General features: G+C 68.9%; 21 protein-coding genes. 16 read left to right on the forward strand and 5 right to left on the reverse strand.

What is annotated here, in order from left to right; translation table 11 throughout:
* The first annotated feature begins 22 nt into the window (after positions 1 to 22).
* Genes Q4P07_RS04210 through Q4P07_RS04225 form a run of 4 tightly spaced genes read left to right on the forward strand, consistent with a single transcriptional unit; the run spans position 23 to position 4,522 of the window.
* On the forward strand, positions 23 to 1,216 hold the full coding sequence (locus Q4P07_RS04210) for an ABC transporter substrate-binding protein (protein WP_303373647.1): 1,194 nt from the start codon (positions 23 to 25) through the stop codon (positions 1,214 to 1,216).
* Complete coding sequence (locus Q4P07_RS04215; protein WP_303373648.1) at positions 1,216 to 2,091, forward strand: branched-chain amino acid ABC transporter permease; 876 nt, start codon at positions 1,216 to 1,218, stop codon at positions 2,089 to 2,091. The genes Q4P07_RS04210 and Q4P07_RS04215 overlap by 1 nt, the downstream gene beginning before the upstream one ends.
* Positions 2,091 to 3,824 carry an ATP-binding cassette domain-containing protein gene (locus Q4P07_RS04220; RefSeq protein WP_303373649.1) on the forward strand — a complete coding sequence of 578 codons (1,734 nt, stop codon included), beginning with the start codon at positions 2,091 to 2,093 and terminating at the stop codon, positions 3,822 to 3,824. The genes Q4P07_RS04215 and Q4P07_RS04220 overlap by 1 nt, the downstream gene beginning before the upstream one ends.
* Entirely contained in the window at positions 3,821 to 4,522 is a 702-nt protein-coding gene (locus Q4P07_RS04225) for an ABC transporter ATP-binding protein (protein WP_303373650.1), read from the forward strand. The genes Q4P07_RS04220 and Q4P07_RS04225 overlap by 4 nt, the downstream gene beginning before the upstream one ends.
* A gap of 43 nt (positions 4,523 to 4,565) precedes the next feature.
* On the opposite strand, the gene Q4P07_RS04230 is transcribed toward Q4P07_RS04225, so the two are convergent.
* Positions 4,566 to 5,549: a DMT family transporter gene (locus Q4P07_RS04230; protein ID WP_303373651.1), complete on the reverse strand. Its 984-nt coding sequence runs from the start codon at positions 5,547 to 5,549 to the stop codon at positions 4,566 to 4,568.
* A 40-nt stretch (positions 5,550 to 5,589) separates the two neighbouring features.
* On the opposite strand from Q4P07_RS04230, the gene Q4P07_RS04235 reads away from it, so the two are divergent.
* The 3 genes from Q4P07_RS04235 (at position 5,590) to Q4P07_RS04245 (ending at position 9,965) form a co-directional block, all read left to right on the forward strand.
* A complete protein-coding gene (locus Q4P07_RS04235; protein ID WP_303373652.1) occupies positions 5,590 to 6,807 on the forward strand; it encodes a cysteine desulfurase-like protein in 1,218 nt (405 codons plus the stop codon).
* Complete coding sequence (locus Q4P07_RS04240) at positions 6,804 to 8,087, forward strand: alpha-amylase family glycosyl hydrolase (protein ID WP_303373653.1); 1,284 nt, start codon at positions 6,804 to 6,806, stop codon at positions 8,085 to 8,087. The genes Q4P07_RS04235 and Q4P07_RS04240 overlap by 4 nt, the downstream gene beginning before the upstream one ends.
* A gap of 90 nt (positions 8,088 to 8,177) precedes the next feature.
* Positions 8,178 to 9,965, forward strand: a complete 1,788-nt coding sequence (locus Q4P07_RS04245) for a proline--tRNA ligase (protein WP_303373654.1) — start codon at positions 8,178 to 8,180, stop codon at positions 9,963 to 9,965.
* Between the two features lie 4 nt (positions 9,966 to 9,969).
* On the opposite strand, the gene Q4P07_RS04250 is transcribed toward Q4P07_RS04245, so the two are convergent.
* The 4 genes from Q4P07_RS04250 to Q4P07_RS04265 form a co-directional block, all read right to left on the reverse strand.
* Positions 9,970 to 11,238, reverse strand: coding sequence for a CapA family protein (locus Q4P07_RS04250; protein ID WP_303373655.1), 1,269 nt, complete (start codon positions 11,236 to 11,238; stop codon positions 9,970 to 9,972).
* 99 nt (positions 11,239 to 11,337) lie between these two features.
* Positions 11,338 to 13,296 (reverse strand): thioredoxin domain-containing protein, encoded by a 1,959-nt coding sequence (locus tag Q4P07_RS04255; protein ID WP_303373656.1) that lies wholly within the window; start codon positions 13,294 to 13,296, stop codon positions 11,338 to 11,340.
* Positions 13,297 to 13,358: 62 nt separating this feature from the next.
* Entirely contained in the window at positions 13,359 to 14,351 is a 993-nt protein-coding gene (locus Q4P07_RS04260; protein ID WP_303373657.1) for an aminoglycoside phosphotransferase family protein, read from the reverse strand.
* 31 nt (positions 14,352 to 14,382) lie between these two features.
* On the reverse strand, positions 14,383 to 15,426 hold the full coding sequence (locus tag Q4P07_RS04265) for a DUF4439 domain-containing protein (protein ID WP_303373658.1): 1,044 nt from the start codon (positions 15,424 to 15,426) through the stop codon (positions 14,383 to 14,385).
* Positions 15,427 to 15,526: 100 nt separating this feature from the next.
* Here Q4P07_RS04265 and rimP point away from each other — a divergent pair, with 100 nt between their 5' ends.
* The 9 genes from rimP (at position 15,527) to Q4P07_RS04310 (ending at position 26,027) form a co-directional block, all read left to right on the forward strand.
* The gene (gene rimP / locus Q4P07_RS04270; RefSeq protein WP_303373659.1) at positions 15,527 to 16,051 is read left to right on the forward strand and encodes a ribosome maturation factor RimP; all 525 of its coding nucleotides are present in this window, start codon (positions 15,527 to 15,529) and stop codon (positions 16,049 to 16,051) included.
* A complete protein-coding gene (gene nusA / locus Q4P07_RS04275) occupies positions 16,051 to 17,073 on the forward strand; it encodes a transcription termination factor NusA (protein ID WP_303373660.1) in 1,023 nt (340 codons plus the stop codon). The genes rimP and nusA overlap by 1 nt, the downstream gene beginning before the upstream one ends.
* 85 nt (positions 17,074 to 17,158) lie before the next feature.
* Positions 17,159 to 17,413: a YlxR family protein gene (locus tag Q4P07_RS04280; protein ID WP_303373661.1), complete on the forward strand. Its 255-nt coding sequence runs from the start codon at positions 17,159 to 17,161 to the stop codon at positions 17,411 to 17,413.
* A gap of 211 nt (positions 17,414 to 17,624) precedes the next feature.
* Positions 17,625 to 20,489: a translation initiation factor IF-2 gene (gene infB / locus Q4P07_RS04285; RefSeq protein ID WP_303373662.1), complete on the forward strand. Its 2,865-nt coding sequence runs from the start codon at positions 17,625 to 17,627 to the stop codon at positions 20,487 to 20,489.
* Positions 20,490 to 20,654: 165 nt separating this feature from the next.
* On the forward strand, positions 20,655 to 21,104 hold the full coding sequence (gene rbfA, locus Q4P07_RS04290) for a 30S ribosome-binding factor RbfA (protein WP_303373663.1): 450 nt from the start codon (positions 20,655 to 20,657) through the stop codon (positions 21,102 to 21,104).
* Positions 21,097 to 22,011 (forward strand): tRNA pseudouridine(55) synthase TruB, encoded by a 915-nt coding sequence (gene truB / locus Q4P07_RS04295; protein ID WP_303373664.1) that lies wholly within the window; start codon positions 21,097 to 21,099, stop codon positions 22,009 to 22,011. The genes rbfA and truB overlap by 8 nt, the downstream gene beginning before the upstream one ends.
* Positions 22,012 to 22,021: 10 nt before the next feature.
* Positions 22,022 to 22,984 carry a bifunctional riboflavin kinase/FAD synthetase gene (locus Q4P07_RS04300; protein ID WP_303373665.1) on the forward strand — a complete coding sequence of 321 codons (963 nt, stop codon included), beginning with the start codon at positions 22,022 to 22,024 and terminating at the stop codon, positions 22,982 to 22,984.
* A 16-nt stretch (positions 22,985 to 23,000) separates the two neighbouring features.
* Complete coding sequence (gene rodA / locus Q4P07_RS04305) at positions 23,001 to 24,116, forward strand: rod shape-determining protein RodA (RefSeq protein WP_303373666.1); 1,116 nt, start codon at positions 23,001 to 23,003, stop codon at positions 24,114 to 24,116.
* Positions 24,117 to 24,182: 66 nt separating this feature from the next.
* Positions 24,183 to 26,027 carry a long-chain fatty acid--CoA ligase gene (locus tag Q4P07_RS04310; RefSeq protein ID WP_303373667.1) on the forward strand — a complete coding sequence of 615 codons (1,845 nt, stop codon included), beginning with the start codon at positions 24,183 to 24,185 and terminating at the stop codon, positions 26,025 to 26,027.
* Positions 26,028 to 26,053 lie beyond the last annotated feature (26 nt).

Below are 26,053 nucleotides of genomic sequence, written 5' to 3' on the forward strand. Positions count from 1 at the left end.
ACCCCACCCCGGAGGACCATCCATGTTGCGCACGTTCAAGACCCTTGCCATCGCCGGAACCATGACCCTGGTGCTGGCGGCCTGCGGCAGCGGCGGCGAGAGCACCGACGCTTCCGGTGCGGCCGGTGCTTCTGGAGCCGCCGATGGCCTCAAGGGCACCGGCACCGGCGCCGAGTGCACCATCGCGACCCCGATCCCGGTCGGTGCGGCCCTGTCCCTGACGGGTGCGGCCGCCTCCTATGGCGAGTCCCAGAAGAAGGGTCTGGAGCTGGCCGCCGAGGCGCTCGCCAAGAACGACAAGATCAAGTACGACCTCAAGATCGAGGATGACCAGACCGACCCCCGCCAGGGCATCACCCTCTTCGAGGCGCTGACCAAGGACAAGAGCGTCATCATCGGCCCGACGCTGTCCAACACTGCCTTCCAGGCTCAGCCGGTCGCCCAGGAGAAGAAGGTCCCCGTGCTGGCCATCTCCAACACCGCAGCCGGGATCACTGAGCAGGGCGACTACATCTTCCGCGACTCCCTGACCGAGGGCCAGGTCATCCCGCAGACCGTCGCCAAGGCCACCGAGGCGTACGGACTCAAGAAGGTCGTCGTCATGTACTCCAACGACGACGCTTTCACCGAGTCCGGGTTCAAGGTGTTCGAGGCAGCGTTGAAGGACGAGGGCGTCGAGATCGCACAGACCCTGACCTTCTCCAAGGCCGACACCGACTTCCGTCCGCTCCTGACCGAGGCCAAGGCGTCGCAGCCGGACGCGCTGGTCGTCTCCGGCTTGATCGAGGCGGCTATCCCGCTGGTCACCCAGGCTCGCGAGCTCGGCCTAGACATGCCGATCATCGGCGGCAACGGCTTCAACAACCCCAAGCTCATGTCGGACGGCGGCGAGGCGGCCGAGGGCGTCGTCGTCGGTGCCGCGTGGAACTCCGCCTCCGAGGGAGAGCTCAACACCGCCTTCCTCAAGGACTTCGAGGCCAAGTTCGGCGCTCAGCCCGACCAGTTCGCCGCGCAGGCCTACACCGGCCTGATGGTGATCGACGCTGCCGTCAAGGCCAACTGCTCGGGTGAGCGTGAGGACATCAAGTCCGGCCTGGGCCAGATCAAGGACCTGGACACCGTGCTTGGGACCTTCTCCATTAATGCTGACCGCGACGCCGAGCACGACGCTGTCGTCCAGGTCGTCAAGGATGGCGCCTTCACCGTCCTGAACTGATGCAGCAACTCCTCAACGGGGTCTTCCTCGGCTCTATCTACGCGCTGTTCGCAATCGGGTTCACGCTCGTCTTCGGCATCCTCGACCGGCTCAACCTGGCGCACCCGGCCGTCTTCGCAGTAGCGGCGTTCGTGGGCATCGAGCTGGTCGCGGTCGCGGGTATGTCGATCTGGCTGGCGATCCCCGTGGTCGCCTTGATCGGGGCGGTCCTGGGCGTGGTCATCGACGTGGTCGCCTTCCGTCCGCTTCGCGACAGACCCGACGGACACTTCGCCGGGCTGATCTCCTCGATCGGCCTGGCGGGGATGTTCATCGCGCTGCTCCTGGCGCGTTACGGGCCGGACACCCGGCGCTTCCCGGTCGACTCCTTCCCCTCGACCGCTTTCGAGGTGGCGGGGGCGCGGGTGACCGTGCTGCAGGTGGCCATCGTGGCGATCTCGATCCTCCTGATGGTCGGGCTCACCTGGCTGGTGGCCAAGACCCGGCTGGGTCGGGCCATGCGGGCAGTCGCGGAGAACCCGAAGGCGGCCACCGTCCTGGGCATCAACGTCAACCTGGTGACGGCGACCACCTTCGCGCTGTCCTCGGCGCTCGGTGCTGTCGCGGGCGTGCTCTTCGCGCTCAACGTCAACTCCGCCCAGCTGGGCATGGGGTCGGCGATCGAGCTCAAGGGTCTGGCGGTCATCATCGTCGGGGGCATGGGCTCGCTGCCCGGTGCCCTGCTGGGCGGCCTCATGCTGGGGCTGGCCGAGGTGTTCGCGGTCCAGTACATCGGCTCCAGCTGGCGGGACCTGGTGGCCTTCGGGCTGCTCTTCGCGCTGCTCATCGTCCGCCCCCAGGGCCTGTTCGGCAGTCGCCGCGTGCGGGAGGTCTGATGAGCGAGGCAGTCGTTGTCTTCATCGCCCTCAACGCGATCCTGGCCTACTCCTTCTATGCCGTGCTCGTCGCCGGCGAGCTCAGCCTTGGCCAGGCCGGGTTTGCCGCGCTCGGCGGCTTCACCGCTGCCGCCTGGGCGCCCTCGCCCGCCGAGATCGGGGAGCTGCCCTCCCTGCTGGTGGCGATCGTCATCGGCATGGTCGTCGGCTCGGTGGCCGCGATCGTGCTGGGCCTGCCCACCATGCATCTGCGTGGCGTCTTCCTGGCGATCGCGACCCTGGGATTCGCCGAAGCGGTGCGGATCTTGCTGATCAACGCGGAGTGGACCGGGGGCGCCAACGGCATGTCCGTGCCCAAGGTGGTCACTCCGCTCATCGCCTGGGTGGCCCTCGCGCTCGTCGTCTACTGGTTCTGGCGACAGGGACCGAGCAGCTTTGGTCGTGCGCTGGCGGCAATCCGCGAGGATGAGCTGGCCGCCCGCGCGATGGGTATCGACGTCGGCCGGCACCGGCTGGCCGCGTTCACCGCTGCCGGCGCCATCGCAGGACTCTACGGAGTGCTGTGGGCCTACTACGTGCGGCTGCTGGCACCGGAGGACTTCGACTTCAGCCGCGCCATCGACGGGCTGGTCACGGCCGTAGTCGGCGGCTCCACCATGTGGCTAGGGCCGTTGTTCGGGTCGGGTTTCCTCACGATGGTGCCCGAGGTGCAGCGGGTGATCGGGCTCGAGGCGAACTGGATCCGCCCCTTCCTGGCGAGCCTGCTGCTCCTGCTGGTCATCCTCTTCCTCCCCGGCGGGCTGGCGTCCTTACTGCCTCGTCGGATGGTCAAGGTGGCCACCGCCGGCGGCGACCTGAGTGGCGACCGTTCCGGCCTGATCACCCGCGCCCACCCGGTGACGGGTGAGCCGGTGGTGGCGATCCAGGGTGGTGCCAAGGCCTACGGCGGGGTGCACGCGGTCCAAGGCATCGACCTGAGCATCGGCTCCGGCGAGATCGTGGGCCTCATCGGTCCCAATGGCGCTGGCAAGACGACGCTGGTCAACATGATCAGCGGCCTGATCGCGCCGACGTCGGGCACCTTCGAGGTGCTCGGGACCGAGCCCGGCAAGACCAAGGTGCACAAGGTCGCCCAGGCGGGCGTGAGCCGGACCTTCCAGCACTCCAAGCTCTTCCCGCGCCTGTCGGCGCTGGAGAACGTGCTGGTGGGTGCGCACGCCGTGAGCCGACCGACGTTCCTGCGCCGCCTGCTGTGGCTGCCGGGCGCCCGCCGCGACGAGGCTGTCGTCATCGATCACGCCGCGCGGTGCCTAGAGCGGGTCGGTCTCTCCGACAAGGCGCGCAGTTATGCCTCGGCGTTGTCCTACGGCGACCAGCGGCGCCTAGAGATTGCCCGCGCGCTGGCTAGTGACCCGTCCCTGCTCATCCTCGACGAGCCGGCCGCGGGCATGAACCACGTCGAGGCTGACGCGCTGTCCGAGCTGATTGGCTCGCTGGCCAGCGAAGGACTCACGATCCTGCTCATCGAGCACAACGTGGGGATGGTGATGAAGACCTGCAGCCGCATCGTGGTGCTCAACTTCGGGAAGGTCATCGCGATGGGCACGCCTGAAGAAATCATGGACAATCCTGTCGTCGTCGAGGCATACCTCGGTGGCGACGAGGAAAGTGAGGAGCAGAGCGTGCGCACTGTCCATGAGGCTGGGCACGGGCCCATGGAGGAGGCACCATGACCGACACGATCCTGACGGTCGAGGACCTCGCGGTCAGCTACGGCCGGGTCCAGGCGGTCCGCGGCGTCAGTTTCTCCGTCCCTCGCGGTGGCCTGGTCACCCTGGTCGGTGCCAACGGCGCGGGCAAGTCCTCGATCATCAACGCGATCAGTGGCGTCGTGCGCCCCTCCTCGGGAAAGATCACCTTCGACGGTGCGGACATCACCCGGTCGCACGCCCACACCCTGGTGAAGAAGGGCCTGGTCCAGATCCCGGAGGGACGGCAGATCTTGGGGACGCTGACGATCGAGGAAAATCTCCAACTCGGCGCCTGGTACACCTCCGGGGCTCGTACCGACGAGGTCTACGACCGTTTCCCGGTGCTCCGGGAACGCCGCCATCTTCCGGCGGGCAGTCTCTCCGGCGGCGAGCAGCAGATGCTCGCCATCGGTCGTGCGCTGGTCGCGGAGCCATTGCTCATGCTGCTCGATGAGCCGTCCATGGGCCTGGCGCCCAAGATCGTCGATGACGTCTTCGCGGTGATCCAGGAGATCCGCGCCAGCGGGACCAGCGTGTTGCTCGTGGAGCAGAACGCTCGTCGCGCGCTGCGTGCGGCCGACCACGGCTACGTCCTGTCCAGCGGCGAGATCGTGCAGTCCGGACCGGGTACGACGCTGCTGGAGGACGAGGGCATCGTCGCGGCCTATCTCGGGATCTAGCCGCACTGGGGAAGGCCAGGCAAGGGACAGGTCCAGGTCGAGGTCAGGATTCGGCGCTGATCTCGGTCCCGCGCAGCGAGACCAGGATCCCGGCCATCATCAGGGCGCAGCCCAGCAGCATCCTTGGGCTGAGCACCTCGCCCAGGATCAGCCAACCGCCAAGGGCACCGAAGACGGCCTCGAGGCTCAGCAACATGGCGGCATGCGAGGCCTTGGCGTCCCGTTGAGCCACGACCTGCAGCGTGTAGGCCATCCCGACTGCGAGCACACCGCCGTAGAGGACTGCACCCAGCGCGGGACCGAGCCCGGTGAAGGGTGCGGCCTCGAAGAGAAAGGCTGCCCCTGTGCTGAGCAGCGCGCACGCGGCGAACTGCAGGGCCGACAACTGCAACGCATCCACCGTCTCGACGTAATGGTCGATCACCAGGATGTGGGCCGCCCAGAAGAACGCGCTGACGAGCACGAGCAGGTCGCCGGTCGCGATCGTGAAATCCTTGGTCATGCTCAGCAGGTAGAGGCCGGGCACGGCCAGCGCAAGCCCCATCCAGATCGCCACCGTCGCGCGGTGCCCAAGGGCCAGTCCGAGCACAGGGACGAGCACGATGTAGAGGCCGGTGATAAAGCCCGCCTTGCCTGCGGTCGTGCTGGCGATCCCCAACTGCTGCAAGCTGGCTGCCGTGAAGATCACCGCGCCCGTGACGAGTCCTGGCAGGTAGGGAGATCGGGGAGTGCGGCTCATGGGTGCCGGGGCCTCGCCGGCCGGAGGCCCCGGATAGGCCACCACGGTCTCGGGGGAGCGACGTCGATGACGGACCAGCCACCAGATCAGGGGGAGCAGCGACACCGCGCCGATAGCGAACCGGGCCGCGTTAAAACTCATCGCCCCCATGTGCTCGGCCCCCAGCCGCTGCGCCACGAACCCAAACCCCCAGATCGCGGCGGTGAGCACCAGGAGCAGGTTGGCCCGGGTGCGCACCGCTGGATCCGGGGCAGACGTGCGGGGTGCTTCCGGCGGCGCAGCTTGCATGCCTGCATCGTAGGCGGCGCACTGCTCTAGCCTGAGCGGTATGACGCTCGATGTCGCAGCCCTCCGCGCCCAATTTCCCGCGCTCGCCACAGGGACAGCCCACTTCGACGGGCCCGGTGGGTCTCAGACGCCGAGCTCGGTCGCGCACGCAGTCGCCGCCACCCTGGGCTCCTCGATCGCCAACCGGGGCTCTGTCACGGCAGCCGAGCAACGTGCCGACGCGGTCGTCGTCGCAGCGCGCGCGGCGATGGGGGACTTCCTCGGCACCGACCCCAGGACGGTGATCTTCGGGCGGAGCATGACTGCCCTGACCATGGACCTCGCGCGGACCCTGGCACGTTCGCACGGGTGGGGACCGGGCGACGAGGTCGTCGTCACCTCCTTGGACCACGACGGCAACATCCGCCCCTGGGTCATCGCCGCCGAGGCAGTAGGCGCCACGGTCCGGTCGGCCGAGGTCGACCCCCAGACCGGGGAGCTGCCCCTGGAGGCGGTCACCTCAGTCCTGTCCGACCGCACGCGACTCGTGGCGGTGACGGGGGCGTCCAACCTCATCGGCACCCGCCCCGACCTGCGGGCGATCATCGACGCCGCCCATGACGCCGGTGCGCTGGTGCACGTCGACGCCGTGCACCTGGCCGCCCACTCGCGCCTGAACCGCGAAAGCCTCGGCGCCGACCTCCTGGCGTGCTCGCCCTACAAGTTCTTCGGCCCGCATCTGGGCGTCACCTGCGGACGGCTCGGCCTGCTCGAGGGCCTGCGCCCGGACAAGCTGCTGCCCTCCTCGCAGGACGTCCCAGAGCGCTTCGAGCTGGGGACCTTGCCGTATGAGCTGCTCGCTGGCACCACCGCGACCGTCGACTTCATCGCCGGGCTGGCCAATGGCCGGGCTGGCGCTGCCCGGGCAGACCTGCTCAGCGCCGCCTTCGCCGCCCTGGAGGAGCACGAGGACGCCCTCCGGATCCGTGCCGAGGATGGTCTGGCCGCCATCGAAGGAGTGCGCGTCCACTCCCGGGCCACCCACCGCACTCCCACCTTGCTGTTCACCATCGACGGCGTCGAGCCAGCCGCCGTGCACCGCCACCTGGCGACCCTGGACGTCAATGCCCCCTCCTCTCACTTCTACGCCTGGGAGCTCTCACACCGTCTCGGGCTGGGGAGCGCCGGGGGGGTGCGGGTCGGGATGGCGCCCTACTCGACGCCGCGAGAGGTCGACCGACTCCTCGAGGGCGTCGCGGCCCTTGCAGGTGCCAGATGAGCGACCAGGGGTGGGCGGACACGGTGATCTGGTGGCACGTCTACCCGCTGGGCTTCGTCGGGGCACAGCCACGGGCGGCGGCCGCCGACGCCGCCGACGCCCCTGACCTGGCAGTGCAGCACCGGCTGCCCAAGCTCGTGGGTTGGCTCGACTACCTTCTGCAACTGGGTGCCAACGGACTGCTCCTGGGTCCGGTTTTCGCCTCGACCAGCCATGGCTACGACACCCTCGACCACTACCGGGTGGACCCGCGCCTGGGAGATGAGGGCGACCTGCGAGAGCTCTTCGACGAGGCGCGCCAGCGAGGGGTGCGGGTCCTCCTGGACGGGGTCTTCAACCACCTCTCCGCGGATCACCCGGTCGTGCTGCGCGCCCTCCGGCAGGACGCCTCACCGCAGGACCGGGCCTGGCTGCGGTGGGTGGGCGAGCACCCGCGCGGGTTCGAGGGCAACCTCGACCTCGTCGAGCTCGACCTGACCCACCCCCCGGTCCAGGACTACGTCGTCGAGGTGATGGACTACTGGCTCCTCGCCGGGGCTGACGGCTGGCGGCTGGACGCGGCGTACGCGCCCGGTGCGGGCGCCTGGCGACCTATCATCGAACGGGTGCGTGAGCGCCATCCGCACTGCTGGATCCTCGGTGAGGTCATCCACGGCGACTACCTGCAATTCGTGCAGCAGTCGGGGGTGGACTCGGTGACGCAGTACGAGTTGTGGAAGGCCATCTGGAGCTCACTGAACGACACCAACCTGCACGAGTTGGCCTGGGGGCTGAAACGGCACGCCGAGTTCTGCGCCGCCTTCCTGCCGCAAACTTTCATCGGCAACCACGACACCACCAGGATCGCGACCAAGCTCACTCACCCAGCGCACCTGGGGATGGCGATCGCGCTGTCCTGCCTGCTGCCCGGCGTCCCGTCCGTCTACGCGGGGGACGAGCAGGGGTTCACGGGGGAGAAGCTCGACCAGCCCGGTGGGGATGACGCTGTGCGGCCGCCGTTCCCCGACCACCCCGAGGAGCTGGCGTCCGTTGGTGCGGCCGTGCTGCGGGAGTACCGACAGGTCATCCACCTGCGCCGCACCCATCCTTGGTTGGCCACCGCCACGGCCACCGCGCGCGAGGTCACCAACGAGACGATGACGATCGACCTCGTCGGAGCACCGGGGCCAGAGGCCGATCGGCGCCTGACCCTAGGACTCAACCTGACCGATGAGGTGGTCGAGCTGGAGACGCAGACGGGGCCCCTCGCCATACCTGCACACGGTTGGGCGCTCGCCTGAGCGGCGATATCGCCTTCGTCCACGACTGGGTGGACAGGTAGGCTCGGCGCGTCCGACCCCTGCCCCACCCTAGGAGTGCCCCTCGTGGCCATGCGCCTGTCGACCCTGTTCCTGCGGACCCTGCGCGAGGACCCGGCCGACGCCGAACTGCCCGGACACAAGCTGCTCGTGCGCGCCGGCTACATCCGGCGTGCCGCGCCCGGCGTCTACTCCTGGCTGCCGCTGGGCCTGAAGGTGCTGCGCAAGGTCGAGCAGATCGTCCGCGAGGAGATGGACGCCATCGGGGGCCAGGAGCTGAGCTTCCCGGGGCTGCTGCCCCGCGAGCCCTATGAGGCCACCAACCGCTGGACGGAGTATGGCGACAACCTGTTCCGCCTCAAGGACCGCAAGGGCGTCGACATGCTGCTCGGGCCGACGCACGAGGAGATGTTCACGCTCGCGGTCAAGGACCTGTGCAGCTCCTACAAGGACCTGCCGTTGACGCTGTATCAGGTTCAGACGAAGTATCGCGACGAGGCCCGTCCGCGAGCAGGCCTGCTGCGCGGTCGGGAGTTCATCATGAAGGACTCCTACTCTTTCGATGTCGCCGATGAGGGGCTCGAGGCGGCCTACCAGCGCCACCGCGGTGCCTACGTGAAGATGTTCGACCGTCTCGGCCTCGACTACGTCATCGTGCACGCCGACTCCGGTGCGATGGGAGGCTCGGCGAGTGAGGAGTTCCTCGCGGTGAGCCCCGTCGGTGAGGACACCTTCGTGCGGTGCGAGGCGTCCGGGTATGCGGCAAACGTCGAGGCGGTCGTGGTGCCGCTGGCCGATCCTGTCGACTGCGCGGCGACGCCGGCCGCGCACGTCGAAGACACGCCGGACAGCCCCACGATCGCGACCCTCGTCGACCAGGCCAACGCCCTCTACCCGCGCGCCGACGGGCGGGCCTGGACGGGCGCCGACACGCTCAAGAACGTCGTCGTCGTGCTCACCTACCCAGACGGGCGGACCGAACCGCTCGCGATCGGGCTGCCCGGCGATCGTGAGCTTGACGCCAAGCGGCTCGGGGCGCAGGTGGCACCGGCGCAGTGGGAACCGTTCGAGGAAAAGGACTTTGCCGCCTTCCCGATGTTGGCCAAGGGCTACCTCGGCCCGGGCGTGCTCGGCGAGCACCCGACGGCCCCCGGCGGAAGTGGGATCAGGTATCTGCTGGACCCGAGCGTGGCCGACGGATCGGCCTGGATCACCGGCGCCGACGAGCCGGGTAAGCACGTCTTCGACCTGGTTCACGGTCGCGACTTCAGTGCCGACGGCATCGTCCAGGCCGCCGAGCTCCGCGAGGGTGACCCGAGCCCGGACGGGGCTGGCACCCTGACGCTGGCACGTGGGATCGAGATGGGTCACATCTTCCAGTTGGGGCGCAAGTATGCCGAGGCCCTCGGCCTCAAGGTCCTGGATGAGCACGGCAAGTTGGTGACGGTCACGATGGGCTCCTACGGCGTGGGCGTCTCACGGGCCGTGGCAGCGGTCGCCGAGGCGACGCACGACGATATCGGCCTGGCCTGGCCCCGCGCGCTGGCCCCGGCCGATGTGCACGTGGTCGCGACCGGCAAAGACCAGGCGATCTTCGACTACGCCGAGGGACTGGTCGGCGACCTCGAGACGCAGGGCCTAGAGGTCATCTATGACGACCGCCTCAAGGTCAGCCCCGGCGTGAAGTTCAAGGACGCCGAGCTGCTCGGTGTGCCGACCATCGTCGTCGTGGGCCGCGGGCTCGCGGAGGGCTCGATCGAGATCAAGGACCGCCGCACCGGCGAGCGCCGGGAGGTTCCGGTCACCGGAGCCGCCGAAGCGATCATCGCGGAGGTGCGTCAGGCCGACCCACCGGCCTGACCCCTCAGGGCTGCAGCACCAACTGGTCGCAACCGCCGAGCAGGTCGACGGTGGCGGTGGTGCGCTCCCACGTCTGCGGGTAGTTGTCGGGGCCGACCAGACGCACGATGTGTGGGCCGGGCTTGGTCCCGGGCGTGATCTCGACCCGGGTGGGCTGGTAGGACATCTCGGTCGTGACCACGCCGTCGGCATCACGCTTGAGGGTGAATATCGCGACCATGCCCTCCTGAGTGGCGGGCAGCAGGACGCTGGCGGTGTCGGGAGACTGGTTGGACAGGAAGTTGCCCAGTCCGTAGATCACGTCCTTGCCGTTGATCCGCTGGCACGGCTGGATGACGTGGACGTGGGTGCCGAGAATGAGGTCGACGTCGTCGGAGCTGAGCAGGTCGTCCGCGATCTGCAGTTGCTCGTCCAACGGCGCAGCCTGGTACTCCCCGCCCCAGTGCATGCTCACCACGACGAAGTCGGCCCCCTCGGCCTTCGCCTTGGCCGACTGCTGGAGGATCCCTTCGCTGCCGATGGAGGGCCAGGAGGCGTCGATCAGCCAGGGGGCCTCGCCGGGGATGTCCGTCGTCGGGCCACCGGAGTTGGGGAAGGTGTAGGTGTAGGCGAGGTGGGCCACGGTGACGCCCTTGACGTCGTAGAACTCCGCCTTGCCGGCTCGGTCCTCGTGCGCGGACGGCCCGGCGTAACCCAGCCCCGCGTCCCTGATCACCTGCTCAGTGTCCGCGAGCCCGTCGATCCCACGATCCATGGTGTGGTTGGACGCGAAGTCACAGCCATCGATGCCGGCCTTGGCGAGCGCGGTGGCCATCTCGTGGGGGGTGTTGAAGGACAAGATGTCAGGGATCGAGAGGTTGGTGTTGTCCGGGGACAGGGGCGTCTCCATGTGGCACAACGACAGGTCGGCCGAGGAGATCAATGGCGCGACGTCAGCAAACATCGGGTCGTAGTTGTACTTGCCCTCGGCGTAACCGGCGTATTCGTTGGCGGTGAGGTTGAGCCGGGAATGGGCCAGAATGTCGCCGATCGCGGCGATCGTCACCTCTGCCGGCGCCTTCGCGTCGTCGGGGGACGCCACGCTGCCGCCACCAGAGGAGGCCTGGTCGCTGGTCTGCCCGGTGTCCTGCTCTCCGGTCTGTGCGGCTTCACTGCTCGTGGGGGACTCGGGGGTGCTTCCCGTGCCTGCGTCATCACTGCCGAAGAAACCGCAGGCCGTCAACGCCAGAGGCGCCATCAGAGTGATTGCTGCCCCTGCTGCCCACCGTCGCATGCGACGAGCGTAAGCGGTGATGACCCTCCGGTCCGGGTGCTGGTCCGGCACGTCGGGGAATCGGTGTCTGCTGCCGAGCCGTGGGGAGTCCATCGTCGACTACTCCGTGACCTGGGCCATCAGGTCAGGTCCGGCCGTGACCGGTAGGCCACAGACCGTGCCGCGGCACACGGTCGCGCAGCGCTGACCGTCCACGGCAGGAGTGCCCGCGTCGCCATCGATGACGAGGGTCGCGACCGGGGCCTGCCGGGCGGCGGCAGCGAGCCCCTCATGGTCGTCATGGTCGGCGGGCGACAGGCTCACCAGGACCGGGCCGCTCGCCAGCTCTTCTGCCGCCACCAACGCCCACCCGGCAAACCGAGGGGCCTGTCGCGCCATGGCTGCCATCCCCTCCAACGCGGTGCTCGCGAGATCCAGGTGGGCCGCGTCGGCCGCTTGCGCGCCATGTCGCAGGACCGCGAGCGCCAACGAGCTGAGGCCGCCAGGCTCCGCGTTGTCACCCTGCGCGCTGGGCTCGAGGACGAGCCGCTCCGCGTCGTGCCCGGTCGCCGAGAACGACCCGTCGGGGGTGCCGAAAAGGTCGATTGCGGTGCTGACCAGCTGACCGGCCTGCGTGAGCCACGCCGGGTCTCCGGTCGCGCGGTGCAGGGCGAGCAGGCCGTCCGCGAGGTTGCCGTAGTCCTCGGCGACCGCGAGCGCGGCACCTACCCGCCCGTCCCGTGAGCTGCGCCGCAGCCGACCGTCCACCACATGCTCGTGAAGCACGAAACGTGCGCAGCGCGCGGCGACGTCGATCCAGTCCGGCTCGTCAAAGACCCAGGCCGCGTGGGCGAGCGAGGCGATCAACAGTCCGTTCCAGGCCGTGACGACCTTGTCGTCCCGGTGCGGCTGGGGGCGCAGCGTGCGGTGCAGCTGGAGACGCTCACGGGTGGCCTGCCACCAGGCCGCGTCCTCGGGATCCTGACGCAGCTGGAGGGTGGAGGCGCCATGCTCGAAGGTCCCGGAATCGGTCACCGCGAGGAGCCCGGCCGCGCGATCCCCGTCCTCCTCGCCCAGCGCCGCTCGCAGCTGGTCCGGCGTCCAGACGTAGGTGAGCCCCTCCACGCCCTCCGTGTCGGCGTCCAACGAGCTCGCGAAGGCGGCCTGCTCCGTCCACATCTCGCGCAGCAGCCAGTCGATCGTCTCGCGGACCACGCGCTCGGCCCACGGCCGCGCCGTCTCATCGACGCGCGCGAGATCGGCATACACCCCGAGCAGCAGGGCGTTGTCGTAGAGCATCTTCTCGAAGTGCGGCACGACCCAGGCGCGGTCCACGGCATACCTGGCGAAGCCGCCGTCGACCTGGTCGTAGGTGCCCGAGCGAGCCATCGTCTCGCACGTGTGCCGCACCATCTGCAGGGACGCGGCGTCCCCGCTGCGACCGTGGTGCCGCAGCAGGAAGGCGAGCACCATCCCCGGTGGAAACTTGGGAGCCCCGCCGAAGCCGCCCTCCTGGCTGTCGTACTCCGCGGCCAGCCCCGTTGCCGCCGCCGCCAGGTCCACGTCCGTCAGGGCGGGGGCGCGCGTGAGTGCCGTGCTCGCCTGCCGCAGCGCGTTCACCACCGCAGCACCGCCCTCGCGCAGACGCTGCGGGTCTGCGCGCCAGTCCTGAGCCACCGCCTCCAGAAGCCGCAGGAGCGTCGTCCGGGGCAGATAGGTGCCGGCCCAGAACGGCTCGCCCTCTGGCGTGAGCACGCACGTCATCGGCCAGCCACCGTGCCCGGTCATCGCGCTCGTGACCTGCATGTAGACCGCGTCGACGTCGGGACGCTCCTCCCTATCCACCTTGATGGCGACGAAGTCATCGGACAGCGCCGCGCCGACGGTCTCGTCCTCGAAGGACTCGTGCGCCATCACGTGGCACCAGTGACAGGCGGCGTAGCCGATCGACAGGAAGATGGGCACGTCCCGGCGCCGGGCCTCGGCAAACGCCTCCTCGCCCCATTCCCACCACGAGACGGGGTTGTCGCGGTGCTGCTGAAGGTAGGGGGAGGTGCTGTCGGCGAGACGGTTGGGCATGTGTCCAGCCTGCCACTGTCGGTTCAAGCGTGAGCGGCCCTGGGGAGGTCGGCGCGGTGTCGTCAGCCGCGCTGCATGGCCTTGATGACCGCGATCGCCGTGGTGAGGTCGTCTCCTGACTCGACGCCACCTCGCCGGATGGCCCACAAGGCCTTCTGCGTCAGTCGCAGGATCGTCATGTCTCGGGCGCGATCCCGGTCCAGTCCGGCACCCTCGCAGATCAGGTCGAGGCGGAAGAGGAGGTGGGTGCCCAGATCGTGGGCAGCGAGCGCATCCTCCCATCGGTTCCAGAGTGCCGGCGCGACGGCCCAGTGGGGGTCCCCGGCGACCACCTTGGGGTCTATCGCGACCCACTCGCCGGGGTCCGGCCGCCAGAGCACATTGCCGTGGTGCAGGTCGGTGTGCACGAGCCGGCGGTCGGATCCCGTCTCGGCCAAAGTGTCCCTGGCCAGGGCCTGGGCATGCTGCAGCATCCTGCGCGGAAAGCGATGTGCCGCAGTGGGATCGGCGATTGCTGCGGCTGTCTCATCCGCCAACACCTGCCATTCCTCGGTCAGGGAGTGGGCCCACGGTGGCGCGGGTCGGTCCAGGGTGCGCAGCAGTTGACCGAGCACCTCGCTGCTTTCCTGCACCGAGGTGGTCCGCAGGTCGCGTTCGGCCTCCAGCCGCTCGAGGAGGTAGGTCGTGTCCGTCGGCTCGGCGGCAAGCAACCGGACCGCGCCGTGGCCGTTCCATGCACGCAGAACCAGGTGCTCGACGTCTGCCTCTGGATGCGGCCACCCCACCTTGAGCACCCCGGGATCGCCCTCCGGTCGGCGGACCGGGATCACCAGCGCGGTGAACCCCCAGCGCAGCGGCAGGGACTCCTCGACCTCCAGGTGCCAGCGTCCGAGGGCCTGCTCGACCAGGCCAGGGAGCGCGCGCAGCCAGGTCGCCCCATCCGGGCGCCAGACCCGTCGATGCTGCGGCGGGTGCAGATGCTCACCGTCGGGTTGATGCCTGGAGACGATGCGCACGAACTCGTCCGGGAGTAGGACGGCTGGATACGACGTCATCGACGGGCCGTCACGATTGGGCGCTGCCAGGTCACCCGGGCAGGGTCATGCCAGGGAAGGGGGCGATCGTGGCCCCCAGCGTGCGTGTCCAGGTGACTGACTCGGTGACCACACGGACCACGCCGAAGAGCGGGTCAATCTGGCCACGGACGCGTTGCACCGTGCCGAGCGCCGCCGGCGCGATGTCGGCGACGAGCGCTCGTGCCAGGTCAAGACGTTGCTCGGCGGTCTCCAGGGGCCCCGGCAGGTCGTAGCCCAGGGGTGCCACCGGCGCGGCCGCGCCGGCCAAGGTGGTCAGGTGTCGGGTGAGGGCGCGTACCCCGTCGAGGACCTGCTCGTACTTCGCTCGTTCCTCGCCGCGGGAACGAGCGGCGACCACCTCCAGGCCGAAGATGGCCGGGCGGGCGGCCGCCAGGAGCGGAACTGCCGCGGCTCCCTCCGGCGCGACCAGAGGGCTCCAGTCGACGGGTGCCCCGAGCAGCTCGGCGCTCGCCGCCTGTTGCGCCACCAGGCTGGTCAGGAGCGCCAGGTTGCTCGGGCTCGCCGACGCGATCTCGGCGACAAAGTCAGGGACCGCGCGTCGCAGCGCGCGCCCGAGCTCCAGAGGCTTGATCTTCCTGGCTTCGTCGCTGGTGGAGGAGGAGTCGTCCGGTCCAGGACCAGAGGCAGACCCGGAAGATGACGATGAGGTCGAGGCAGCCTCGTCATCGGCTGGGGCGTCGGTGACCGGGGCCCGGCGGAGCTCGGGCAAGGGGACGCCGCCGAGCGTGATGAGCTGCTCGAGCGTGGACAGCTCCGTGCCCCATAGCCGCGTGAGCTGGCGCATGCGGCCGGTGGCCCCGGCCACCGCGCCGGCTGCCAGCAGGAAACTGTGCACCCGTTGGCGAGCGCTGATGAGCAACTCGGTGTCGGGGGGCCAGGTCTGCGGGTCGTCCGGCTCGACGCCCGCGGTCGGCGACGGGGGAAGCCTTCCGGCAGCCTCGTCGCATCCGGCGAGGGCCATGGTCGCCCCGGCCAGCACGAGGCCACGCAACAACAGGCGGCGTGACGGGTCGTGGGGCATGACGGCGATCATCTCAGACGGTAGGCTAGATCGTTCCGGCCCGTCCGTCGGAATGCACGCGCATCACTCACGAACAGATCCCCACATCAGAAGAGAGTCAGGAGGCAGGCCGTTGGACGCCCAGGCACGCGCCGAATCGATCACCACGACCGTCTCCGACGCACTGGCCGGCAGCGGTGATGACTGCGTTGCCGTCGTCGACCACGTCCACGTCCAGCAGGCGGGCAAGCGGCGCCTGGTGCGGATCTTCTTGGCGCGCGACCTCTCCGGCCTCCCGACGGACGACGCCACGAGCGTGGTTGAGCCGCTGAGCCTCGACGAGATCGCCGGTGCCACACGCGTGGTGTCGACCGCCCTCGACGAGTCCGACGTCCTTGGCCAGGCGCCCTACACGCTGGAGGTCAGTTCGGTCGGCCTCGACCGCCCACTCACTACCCCGGCGCAGTTCCGTCGCAACGTCGGCCGGCTCCTGGCGCTCACGCTAGCGGACGGCACGACCCCGGCCGCGCGTCTGATCGCGGTCAACGCCGACGGCCTCGAGCTGGACGGCACCCCGCCCACCCACCTGCCCTGGTCAGATGTGACCAAGGCCACTGTGCAGGTCGAGTTCTCCCGACCCGAGCGAAAGGACACCTGATGGATATCGATATGGCGGCGCTGCGGCTCCTGGAGCGCGAGCGGGAGATTCCGATGGACATCATCGTGGAAGCCATCGAGGCCGCCCTTCTCTCGGCGTACCTCAAGGAGGAGGGCAGTTTTCGTCACGCCCGCGTCGAGCTGGACCGCAAGGCGGGCCAGGTCGTCGTGTGGGCTCGGGAGGACGCCCCGGTGCTCGAGGACGGGAGCCGCGGTGAGCTTGGACCCGAGTTCGCGGACACCCCGGAGGGTTTCGGCCGCGTGGCTGCGGCAACCGCCCGCCAAGTCATCACGCAGCGCATGCGCGAGCTGGAGGACGATGCCGTGCTCGGTGACTTCCGCGCCCGGGAGGGTGACATCGCCAGTGGCGTCATCCAGCAGTCCAACGACCCCCGCTTCGTGCTCGTCGACTTCGGCACGGTCGAGGGCGAGCTGCCCACGGCCGAGCAGGTGCCGGGGGAGCGCTACGAGCACGGCCAGCGACTCCGCTGCTACGTCGTCAGCGCCAAGCGCGGCTTCCGCGGCACGCAGATCATGCTGTCGCGGACCCACCCCAACCTCATCCGCCGGCTATTCGCGCTCGAGGTCCCCGAGATCGCCGACGGCAGCGTCGAGATCGCGGCAATCGCCCGGGAAGCGGGTCACCGGACCAAGATCGCCGTCCACGCGACCGTGCCTGGCGTCAACGCCAAGGGTGCATGCATCGGGCCGATGGGGCAGCGGGTTCGCTCCGTGATGGCTGAGTTGCAGGGCGAGAAGATCGACATCGTCGACTTCAGCGAGGACCCGGAGACCTTCGTAGCTTCGGCGCTCTCGCCGGCCAAGGTGCAGTCGGCGCGGATCGTCGACATGAAGACCCGCCAGGTGCGGGTGGTGGTCCCGGACTATCAGTTGTCGCTGGCCATCGGTCGCGAGGGACAGAACGCGCGACTGGCTCACCGACTGACAGGTTGGAAGATCGACATCCGGGCAGACACCGAGGAGCAGGTGGAGGACGGGTCGAGCGCCGGTGCCGACGACTGACCCGTGTAGACTAGATCTCGCTGTTCGGGCAGGCTCCGACCATGCTGCACGATCCAGCGCGCCCCGCGCGCCGGTTCGGACGTGCGTGGGATGTCGAAGTCGGGTCGAGCAGTCCGCACTGTTGCGGGTCGTCGCCGTTGTTGGCGCCCATGCCACGTCACCGTGGTTGGTCGTCCCTGACGGGCCTCGACGAGGCCAGGGGCGAGGTGCCTACGTGCATCCTGACCCGAAGTGCCTCAGCACCGCCATCGCACGACGTGCGTTCGGTCGGGCCCTTCGCCTACCGGCCAAGGCCTCGGTCGACGCCTCCGCAGTGCAAGAGTGGCTCGCGCAGCAGTGAGGCGTGAGAGTGACAAAGGACGCTCGGACCAACAGGTCCGAGCGAAGCACCGGGCGGGTCCACCAAGAGGACCTGTCATCGAGGATCCGGAAGCGGGTTTGACGCTGATGAGCACCCGATGAGTACTCAGCGATGAGCACCCAACAGCACTAGTCACGGCAGTGCCCCCTGTGGGCCCGGTCGTGGCGCAACCTCAAGGAGACACCACACCGTGGCTAAACTCAGGGTCTATGAGCTCGCCAAAGAGCTCGGGGTCGAGAGCAAAGAACTGCTCGCCCACCTGAAGGAGCAGGGAGAGTTCGTCAGCTCGGCATCGTCGACGATCGAACCCCCTGTCGTCCGTAAGATTCGTGAAGCTCCGCCGGCGTCGGCCAAGAAGGCCGCCGCGGACAAGAAGGCTGCTGCGCGCCCCAGCGCCTCGCCCACTTCGAAGCCGGGAGCCGGTGCCCCGCGCCCCGGTCCGGCAAAGCAGGCCGCCCCGGCGCCGATCAAGGCGGCAGAGAGCGCGGTCGTCGACACCCCGCCGGCAGCGAGTGCGCCGGCTTCCGGCACGCCTGCGCCGAGTGCACCTTCGGCGAGCACGCCTGAGCCCAGCGCGCCTGCTGCAAGCGCGCCTGCGCCCACTGATTCAGCTCCGAGCCAGCCGGCACCCCAGGCCGCGTCCGCCGACACGCCCGACAGTGACGGCGACGTGCCGTCGAGGGCGTCGACGACGGCGCGCCCCGGAGTCAAGCCAGGCCCGCGTCCAGGCAACAACCCGTTCGCGCCCAGCCAGGGCATGGGCCGGGAGCGCCGCCCCTCGGGTGGCGAGCGCGGCGAGCGCCCCTCCGGCGGTGAGCGTGGAGAGCGTGGTGGCGCGCCCCGTCCGGGCAACAACCCGTTCGCGCCCAGCCAGGGCATGCCGCGTCCCCGTGGAAGTCGTGGTGCTGCGGCGGCCGGCCCTGGTGGTCCGCGCCCCGCGGCCCGTCCAGGTGGTCCCAAGCCGAGCATGATGCCCGAGCGCGCCGCGGTGCCGCGCCCCGGTGAGCGCCCCACGGGCCCCGGTGGCGGGCGTGGACGTCCAGGTGCGCCAGGCGGCGCCCCGGCCGGTGGCGGAGGTTTCCGCGGTCCGGGTGGACGCGGCGGCGGCCCGCGGGGTCGTGGCGGCACGCAGGGTGCGTTCGGACGAGGCGGCGGGAAGGTCCGCGGCCGCAAGTCCAAGCGTGCCAAGCGCGCAGAGTTTGAGCAGATGCAGGCGCCCGCCATCGGCGGCGTCAACGTCCCGCGCGGCAGGGGGATGGTCGTGACTGTCCGCCGTGGTGCCTCGTTGTCCGACTTCGCGGACAAGATCAACGTCGACCCGGCATCGCTGGTGACCGTGCTCTTCCACCTTGGCGAGATGGCGACGGCGACGCAGTCGCTGGACGAGGTGACCTTCGGGATCCTCGGTGACGAGCTCGACTACAAGATCCGCGTCGTGTCGCCGGAGGAGGAGGAGCGTGAGCTCTTCAGCGCCTTCGGTCTCGACCTGGAAGCCGAGATCGAGGCGGAGTCGGACGAGGACCTGCAGCCACGTCCCCCGGTCGTGACTGTCATGGGTCACGTCGACCATGGAAAGACTCGACTCCTGGACGCGATCCGCGAGGCCGAGGTCGGCGCTGGCGAGGCCGGCGGCATCACCCAGCACATCGGTGCCTACCAGGTCCGGACCGAGCACGAAGGCGTAGAGCGCAAGATCACCTTCATCGACACTCCGGGTCACGAGGCGTTCACCGCCATGCGTGCTCGTGGTGCCAAGGTGACCGACATCGCGATCCTCGTGGTGGCGGCCGACGACGGCGTGATGCCTCAGACCATCGAGGCGCTGAACCACGCTCAGGCGGCCGACGTGCCGATCGTCGTCGCGGTCAACAAGATCGACGTCGAGGGCGCCAACCCGTCCAAGATCCGCCAGCAGCTCACGGAGTACAACCTGGTGGCTGAGGAGTATGGCGGCGAGACGATGTTTGTCGATGTCTCGGCCAAGTTGGGCCAGCACATCGACCAACTCCTCGACGCGGTCCTGCTCACGGCAGATGCCGCGCTGGATCTGCGCGCCAACCCCGACAAGGACGCCCGAGGCATTGCGATCGAGGCCAACCTCGACCGTGGTCGCGGAGCGGTCGCGACGGTGCTGGTCCAGCAGGGCACGCTGCGCGTCGGTGACGCCATCGTCGCCGGAGGCAGTCATGGACGCGTCCGCGCCATGCTTGATGAGCACGGCAACAATGTGACCTCGGCGACCCCGTCCCGCCCTGTGCAGGTCCTGGGTCTTGACACCGTGGCCCGCGCTGGTGACACCTTCCTGGTGGCTCGCGACGACCGGACTGCTCGTCAGATCGCCGAGAAGCGCGAGGCTGCCGACCGGCAGGCCGCGCTGGCCAAGTCGCGCAAGCGGATCAGCCTGGAGGACCTCAACGAGGCCCTCGCTCAGGGCAAGGTCGAGACGCTCAACCTCATCCTCAAGGGCGACGTGTCCGGCTCGGTCGAGGCGCTCGAGGATGCCTTGCTGCAGATCGACGTCGGCGACGAGGTGGATCTGCGGATCATCGACCGCGGCGTCGGTGCCATCACGATGAACAACATCAACCTCGCGGTCGCCTCCGACGCGATCATCCTGGGCTACAACGTCCGGGCTGAGGGTCAGAACGCCGAGTACGCCGAGAAGGAAGGCGTCGAGATCCGCTACTACAGCGTGATCTACCAGGCGATCGAGGACATCGAGAACGCGCTGAAGGGCATGCTCAAGCCGGAGTACGAGGAGGTGGAGACCGGCACCGCCGAGATCCGCGAGGTCTTCCGTAGCTCCAAGTTCGGCAACGTGGCAGGCTCGCTGGTGCGTAGCGGCAAGATCACCCGTGGCGCCAAGGCGCGCATCACGCGTTCCGGGGTCGTCGTCACCGAAGGCCTCGAGATCGCCGGTCTGCGTCGCTTCAAGGATGACGTCACCGAGGTCCGCGACGGCTTCGAGTGCGGTATCAACCTGGGCTCGTTCAACGACGTCCAGACCGACGACCTCATCACCACCTATGAGATGCGCGAGATCCCGCGCACCTGAGGCACCACAGCAGGCTCGTGACTCGGGCTCGGTGCACCGCTCTTCGGGGCGGCGCACCGGGCCCGAACTCGTGCGGCGAAGGCGGACGCACCAGCGCCCCGTCACGGGTCCGTAAGATGGTCGGGGCCGTCCACTCATCTTTCTATGACGACTCCAGGAGGACTCATGACCGACCACGCGCGCTCACGGCGGATCGCGGAGCGGATCAAGCAATTGGTGACGCAGGGGCTGTCCCAGGTCGTCAAGGACGAGCGTGTTGGGTTCATCACCATCACCGATGCCCGCGTCACCGGTGACCTGCAGCAAGCCAGCGTCTTCTACACCGTGCTCGGCTCCACCGAGGACCGGGAGATCGCTGGCGAGATCCTGGAGACCTACCGGGGTCGTCTGCGGTCCTTTGTCGGTAAGGGTCTGGGCATCCGGCTCACGCCCAGCCTGGAGTTCATCCTCGACGCGCTCCCGGAGGATGCCCAGCACCTCAACGAGCTGCTTCGCAAGGTCGCCGAACGTGACGCAGCGCTGGCGGCGGCCCGCAACCTCGCCTACGCCGGCGACGAAGATCCCTATAAGAAGCCACGAGCGCTCGACGAGGACGCCGTCGGCGACGATGAGTGAGGGTCTGCTCGTCGTCGACAAACCCGCCGGTTGGACCAGTCACGACGTGGTCGGCCGCGTTCGCCGGCTCTGCGGCACGCGCCGGGTGGGCCACGCAGGCACGCTTGACCCGATGGCGACTGGCGTGCTGGTCCTAGGGGTCAACAAGGGCACCAAGCTGCTCACGTTCCTCGTCGGCCACGACAAGGGGTATGTCGCGACCGTGCGGCTGGGACAGAGCACCGTGACCGACGACGCCGAGGGTGAGCTCACCGGCGGCGCTGATGCCGGCGACGTGAGCGACCAGCAGGTGGCAGACGCGGTGGCTGCGCTGACCGGTGACCTCCACCAGGTCCCCAGCTCGGTCAGTGCGATCAAGATCGAGGGGCAGCGCTCCTACGCGCGCGTCCGCGCCGGCCAGGACGTTGAGCTCGCCGCTCGGCCGGTCACCGTCAGCCGATTCGACGTGCTCACGCTCCGGCGCAGCCGGCTGGAAGACCGCACCGTGCTCGACCTGGACGTCGAGGTCGAGGTGTCCTCCGGCACCTATGTCCGGGCGCTGGCCCGTGACCTTGGCACGGCGCTGGGTGTCGGTGGCCACCTGACGGCCCTTCGGCGCACTCGGGTGGGCGACCTCACCCTGGAGCGTGCAGCGACGCTCGAGCAGCTCGACCCCGACACCGGGGCCGGGCCGGCGGCCTACCTGATCGACCTCGCGGTGGCGGCGCGTGCGGCGCTGCCCGCCCGCGAGCTGACCGAGCCGCAGGCGCGTGCCCTCAGTTTTGGTCAGCGCATCGACTCGGCCGAGCCCGGGCGCACGCAGCCGGTGGCTGCCTTCGGGCCCGACGGCACCCTCGTCGCGATCCTGGACGAGAGCGACGTCCGCGCCCGCCCCCACGTGGTCCTGGCACCTGCCGGGCAGAAGTAGAGTGGCGCCCGTGCACCGCTGGAAAAGCATGGACGAGGTCCCCGCCGATCTGGGCCCCACCGTCGCCACTCTTGGCAACTTCGACGGGGTGCATCGCGGGCATCGAGCTGTCCTGTCCACCGTCGTGCGCATCGCGAGAGAACGCGGACTGGCCAGCGTGGCCGTCACGTTCGATCCGCATCCCGTCGCAGTGCTGCACCCCGAGCGTGCGCCGGAGGCTATCGCGGGACTGGAGCATCGGCTCGACCTGCTCGAAGAGCTGGGCCTGGACGGGGTAGTCGTCATCGAGTTCACCAAGGAGTACGCCCAGCTCACCCCTGAGGACTTCGTCGTGGAGACCTTCGTCGATGGTCTGCGCAGCGCGGTCGTCGTCCTGGGGCATGACTCGCGGTTCGGTCTGCGCAACAGCGGTGACATCACCACGATGCGTGAGCTGGGGGACAAGCATGGCTTCGAGGTGGTCGTCCAGCGCACCGTCGGCGAGGTCGAGGAGGGGCAGCGGGTGTGGTCCTCCACCGCCCTGCGGACGGCGCTGGCCGACGGCGACATCGCCACCGCCACGCAGATCCTGGACCGGCCGCACCGCGTGTCCGGAGAAGTGGTCCACGGGCACCACCGCGGCCGAGAGCTGGGCTACCCGACCGCCAACCTCGCACCGGACAGCGACGGGCTCATCCCCACCGACGGCATCTACGCCGGGTGGCTGGAGCGCCCCGCCTTGGCGCAGGACCACCCGGACCGACGATTGCCAGCGGCTATCTCCGTCGGGACCAACCCGACCTTCGACGATGTCCTGCAGCGCACGGTCGAGGCCTACGTCCTGGACCGGACCGACCTGGACCTGTATGGCGAGACCGTCTGGGTGGAATTCGTGCAGCGGCTGCGTGGCAACGTCAAGTTTGAGTCCATCGAGAAGTTGCTGCAGACGATCGCCACGGATGTCGAGGCGACCCGCGCCCTGCTCCTGCGCTAGCCGCAGATCTGCTGACGTGCACGCCGCCCCCGATCGCCTCCGAGCCAGGTATGCGCGGACCGAATGGGGACTGTTCGTGGCTGCGCTCGGGCTTTCCCTGGTCGGTGCCGTGCTGGTCTGGTCCGCGACGCACGACACGGTCGGCGCCGCGCTCGCCATCCGCCATCTCATCAACGCAGCGATAGGGATGACGCTCGCGCTCATCCTGGTCGCTCTCGACGTGCGCTGGCTGCGGGCGGGGGCGGCGTGGATCTACCTGGGCGGAGTAGCCGGGCTGCTGCTTGTCCTGAGCCCCGTGGGCCAGACCGTCAATGGCTCCCGGTCCTGGCTCTTCCTGCCCGGCGGCTTCTCGCTCCAACCTGCCGAGCTGGCCAAGATCGGCTTGGTCATCGGGCTCGCCATGATCCTGGCTGAGGGCCGCGACCCACTGCGACCGCCTACGTGGCGCGAGGTGGTCGTGGCCTGGGTGCTCGCCGCCGTGCCGGTAGGGCTGATCCTGCTGCAGCCGGACCTGGGCAGCGCCCTCGTGCTGGGCATGCTCACCATCGGGATGGTGGCCGCCTCGGGCGCGTCCTGGCGGTGGACGGTTGCTGCGCTGTCCGGGACGGTTGCTGCGGTGGTGGCGGCGGTCTCCATACCGCTGCTAGATCCTTATCAGGTGGCACGCCTGCTGGCGTTCGCGGACCCTGCCCTCGACCCCCAGGGCATCGGCTACCAGACCAGACAGGTGCGTCTAGCGATCGGTTCCGGCGGGTGGAGCGGCACCGGTCTGGGGCAGGGGCCGCAGACCCAGGGCGGCTTCATCCCGTTCCAGTACACCGACTTCATCTTCTCGGTCGCGGGGGAGGAGCTCGGCTTCCTCGGCGCCGTGGGGTTGGTCCTGCTGCTCGGTTTCCTCGTGGTCCGGGCGCTGCTGGTCGGCGTGCGCTGCGAGGACCCTTTCGGACGGCTTGTCGCCATTGGTGTCGGGGCGTGGTTGGGCTTTCAGATCTTTGAGAACGTCGGGATGAATCTAGGCCTCATGCCGGTCACCGGGCTTCCGTTGCCGTTCCTGTCCTATGGCGGGTCCTCGATGCTGGCCTGCTGGTTGGCGGTCGGTCTGGTGGCGTGCGCGCAGCACCGAGAACGGTAGTTGGTGGACGGCGGCGAACCTGCGAGGATGTTGTCAAATCCGTGGCCTGCGACAAAGGAGTTGACGATGGCGCTTTCCGTGACCGATGAGGTGATCGACCTCAGCCTGATCGAGGACCGTGAGCCCACCGTGGGCCACATGTTCAGGAGTCGGGTGGCGGCGTTGCCCTCGACCGAAGCCTTCCGCTATCCCGTCGGGGGAGACTGGGAGTCGCTGACCTGGACGCAGACCCGTGACCGCGCCTACGCGCTGGCCGCGGGGCTGATCGAGCTGGGCGTTGCAGCCGAGGAACGCGTTGCCCTGGCCGCGTCCACCCGCATCGAGTGGGTGCTAGCGGACCTGGCGGTGATGTGCGCCGGTGCTGCGACGACCACGATTTACCCCACTACTCTGGCCGAAGGCGTGTCCTACATCGTGGCCGACTCTGGCAGCCGCGTCATCATCGCGGAGGACACCGACCAGTTAGCCAAGCTGCTGGATCACCGCGAGTCCCTCGGGGACGTGGTCAAGGTCATCCTGATCGACGGAACCTACGAGGACGAGTGGGTGATGACGTTCGCCGAGCTCGAAGAGAGTGGCCGCGCCCGGCTCGAGGCCGAGCCTGGCCTGGTCGACAGCCGCATCGACGCGACCCGCGCCGAGCACCTCGCCACCATCATCTACACCTCCGGCACCACCGGACTGCCCAAGGGTGTGCGCCTGCCCCACTCCGCCTGGACCTACGAGGCGGCCTCGGTCGCGGCGACCGGCATCCTCTCCCAAAGTGACCTGCAGTTCCTCTGGCTGCCGCTCGCGCACGTCTTCGGCAAGGTGCTGCTCACGCTGCCGCTGCAGATGGGCTTCCCGACCGCAGTGGATGGCCGAGTCGAGCTGATCGTCGAGAACGTGGGCATCATCAAGCCGACTTTCATGGGGGCGGCGCCCCGGATCTTCGAGAAGGCCTACGGCAAGATCACCACGATGATGGCCGACGAGGGCGGCGTGAAGGCCAAGCTTTTCGACTGGGCCAGCACGGTCGGCAAGGAGGTCAGCCTGATCCGTGGCGCCGGTGGTGAGCCGGGTGGACTGCTGGCCTGGAAGTTCAAGCTTGCCGACAAGCTCGTGCTCTCCAAGATCCGTGACCGGTTCGGCGGCAGGGTGCGGTTCTTCATCTCCGGCTCGGCCGCCCTCAACCAGGACGTCGCCCAGTGGTTCGACGCGATGGGCCTGCTCATCATCGAGGGTTACGGCCTCACAGAGACCAGCGCCGCGAGCGTCGTCAACCGGCCCTACCCCGGGCAGTACAAGTTTGGTTCGGTGGGCTGGCCGCTGCCGGGCACTGAGGTCAAGATCGCCGAGGACGGCGAGATCCTGCTCCGCGGCCCGGGTGTCACCACCGGCTACCACAAGTTGCCGGACGCGACTGCGGAGGCACTGAGCCCGGACGGTTGGTTGGCCACCGGTGACATCGGTCAGGTGGACGCCCAGGGCTTCCTGACCATCACCGATCGCAAGAAGGACCTCTTCAAGACTTCGGGCGGCAAGTATGTCGCGCCGTCCCGGATCGAATCGGTGTTCAAGGGCATCTGCCCCTACGCCAGCCAACTGGTGATCGAGGGCAGCGGGCGCAAGTTCGTCTCCGCCCTCATCACGCTCGACCCTGACGCCATAATCGCGTGGGGCGCCAAGAACGGCATGGCTGGCGATTCCTACTCCACGATCGTCACTTCGCAGGCCTGCCGGGACATGGTCCAGGGGTATGTCGACGAGCTCAACGGGCAACTGGACCGCTGGGAGCAGGTCAAGAAGTTCCACATCCTCGACCACGACCTGACTGTGGAAGAGGGGGACCTGACGCCGAGCATGAAGCTCAAGCGCAAGCAGGTCGTGACCAAGTACAAGGACGAGCTCGACAAGTTCTACGTCGACTGAGCCCGCACTGGCCTTGGCGCGCACCG

The organism is Ornithinimicrobium sp. (genome assembly GCF_030537745.1).
In the GTDB taxonomy this organism is placed as follows: Bacteria; Actinomycetota; Actinomycetes; order Actinomycetales; family Dermatophilaceae; genus Ornithinicoccus.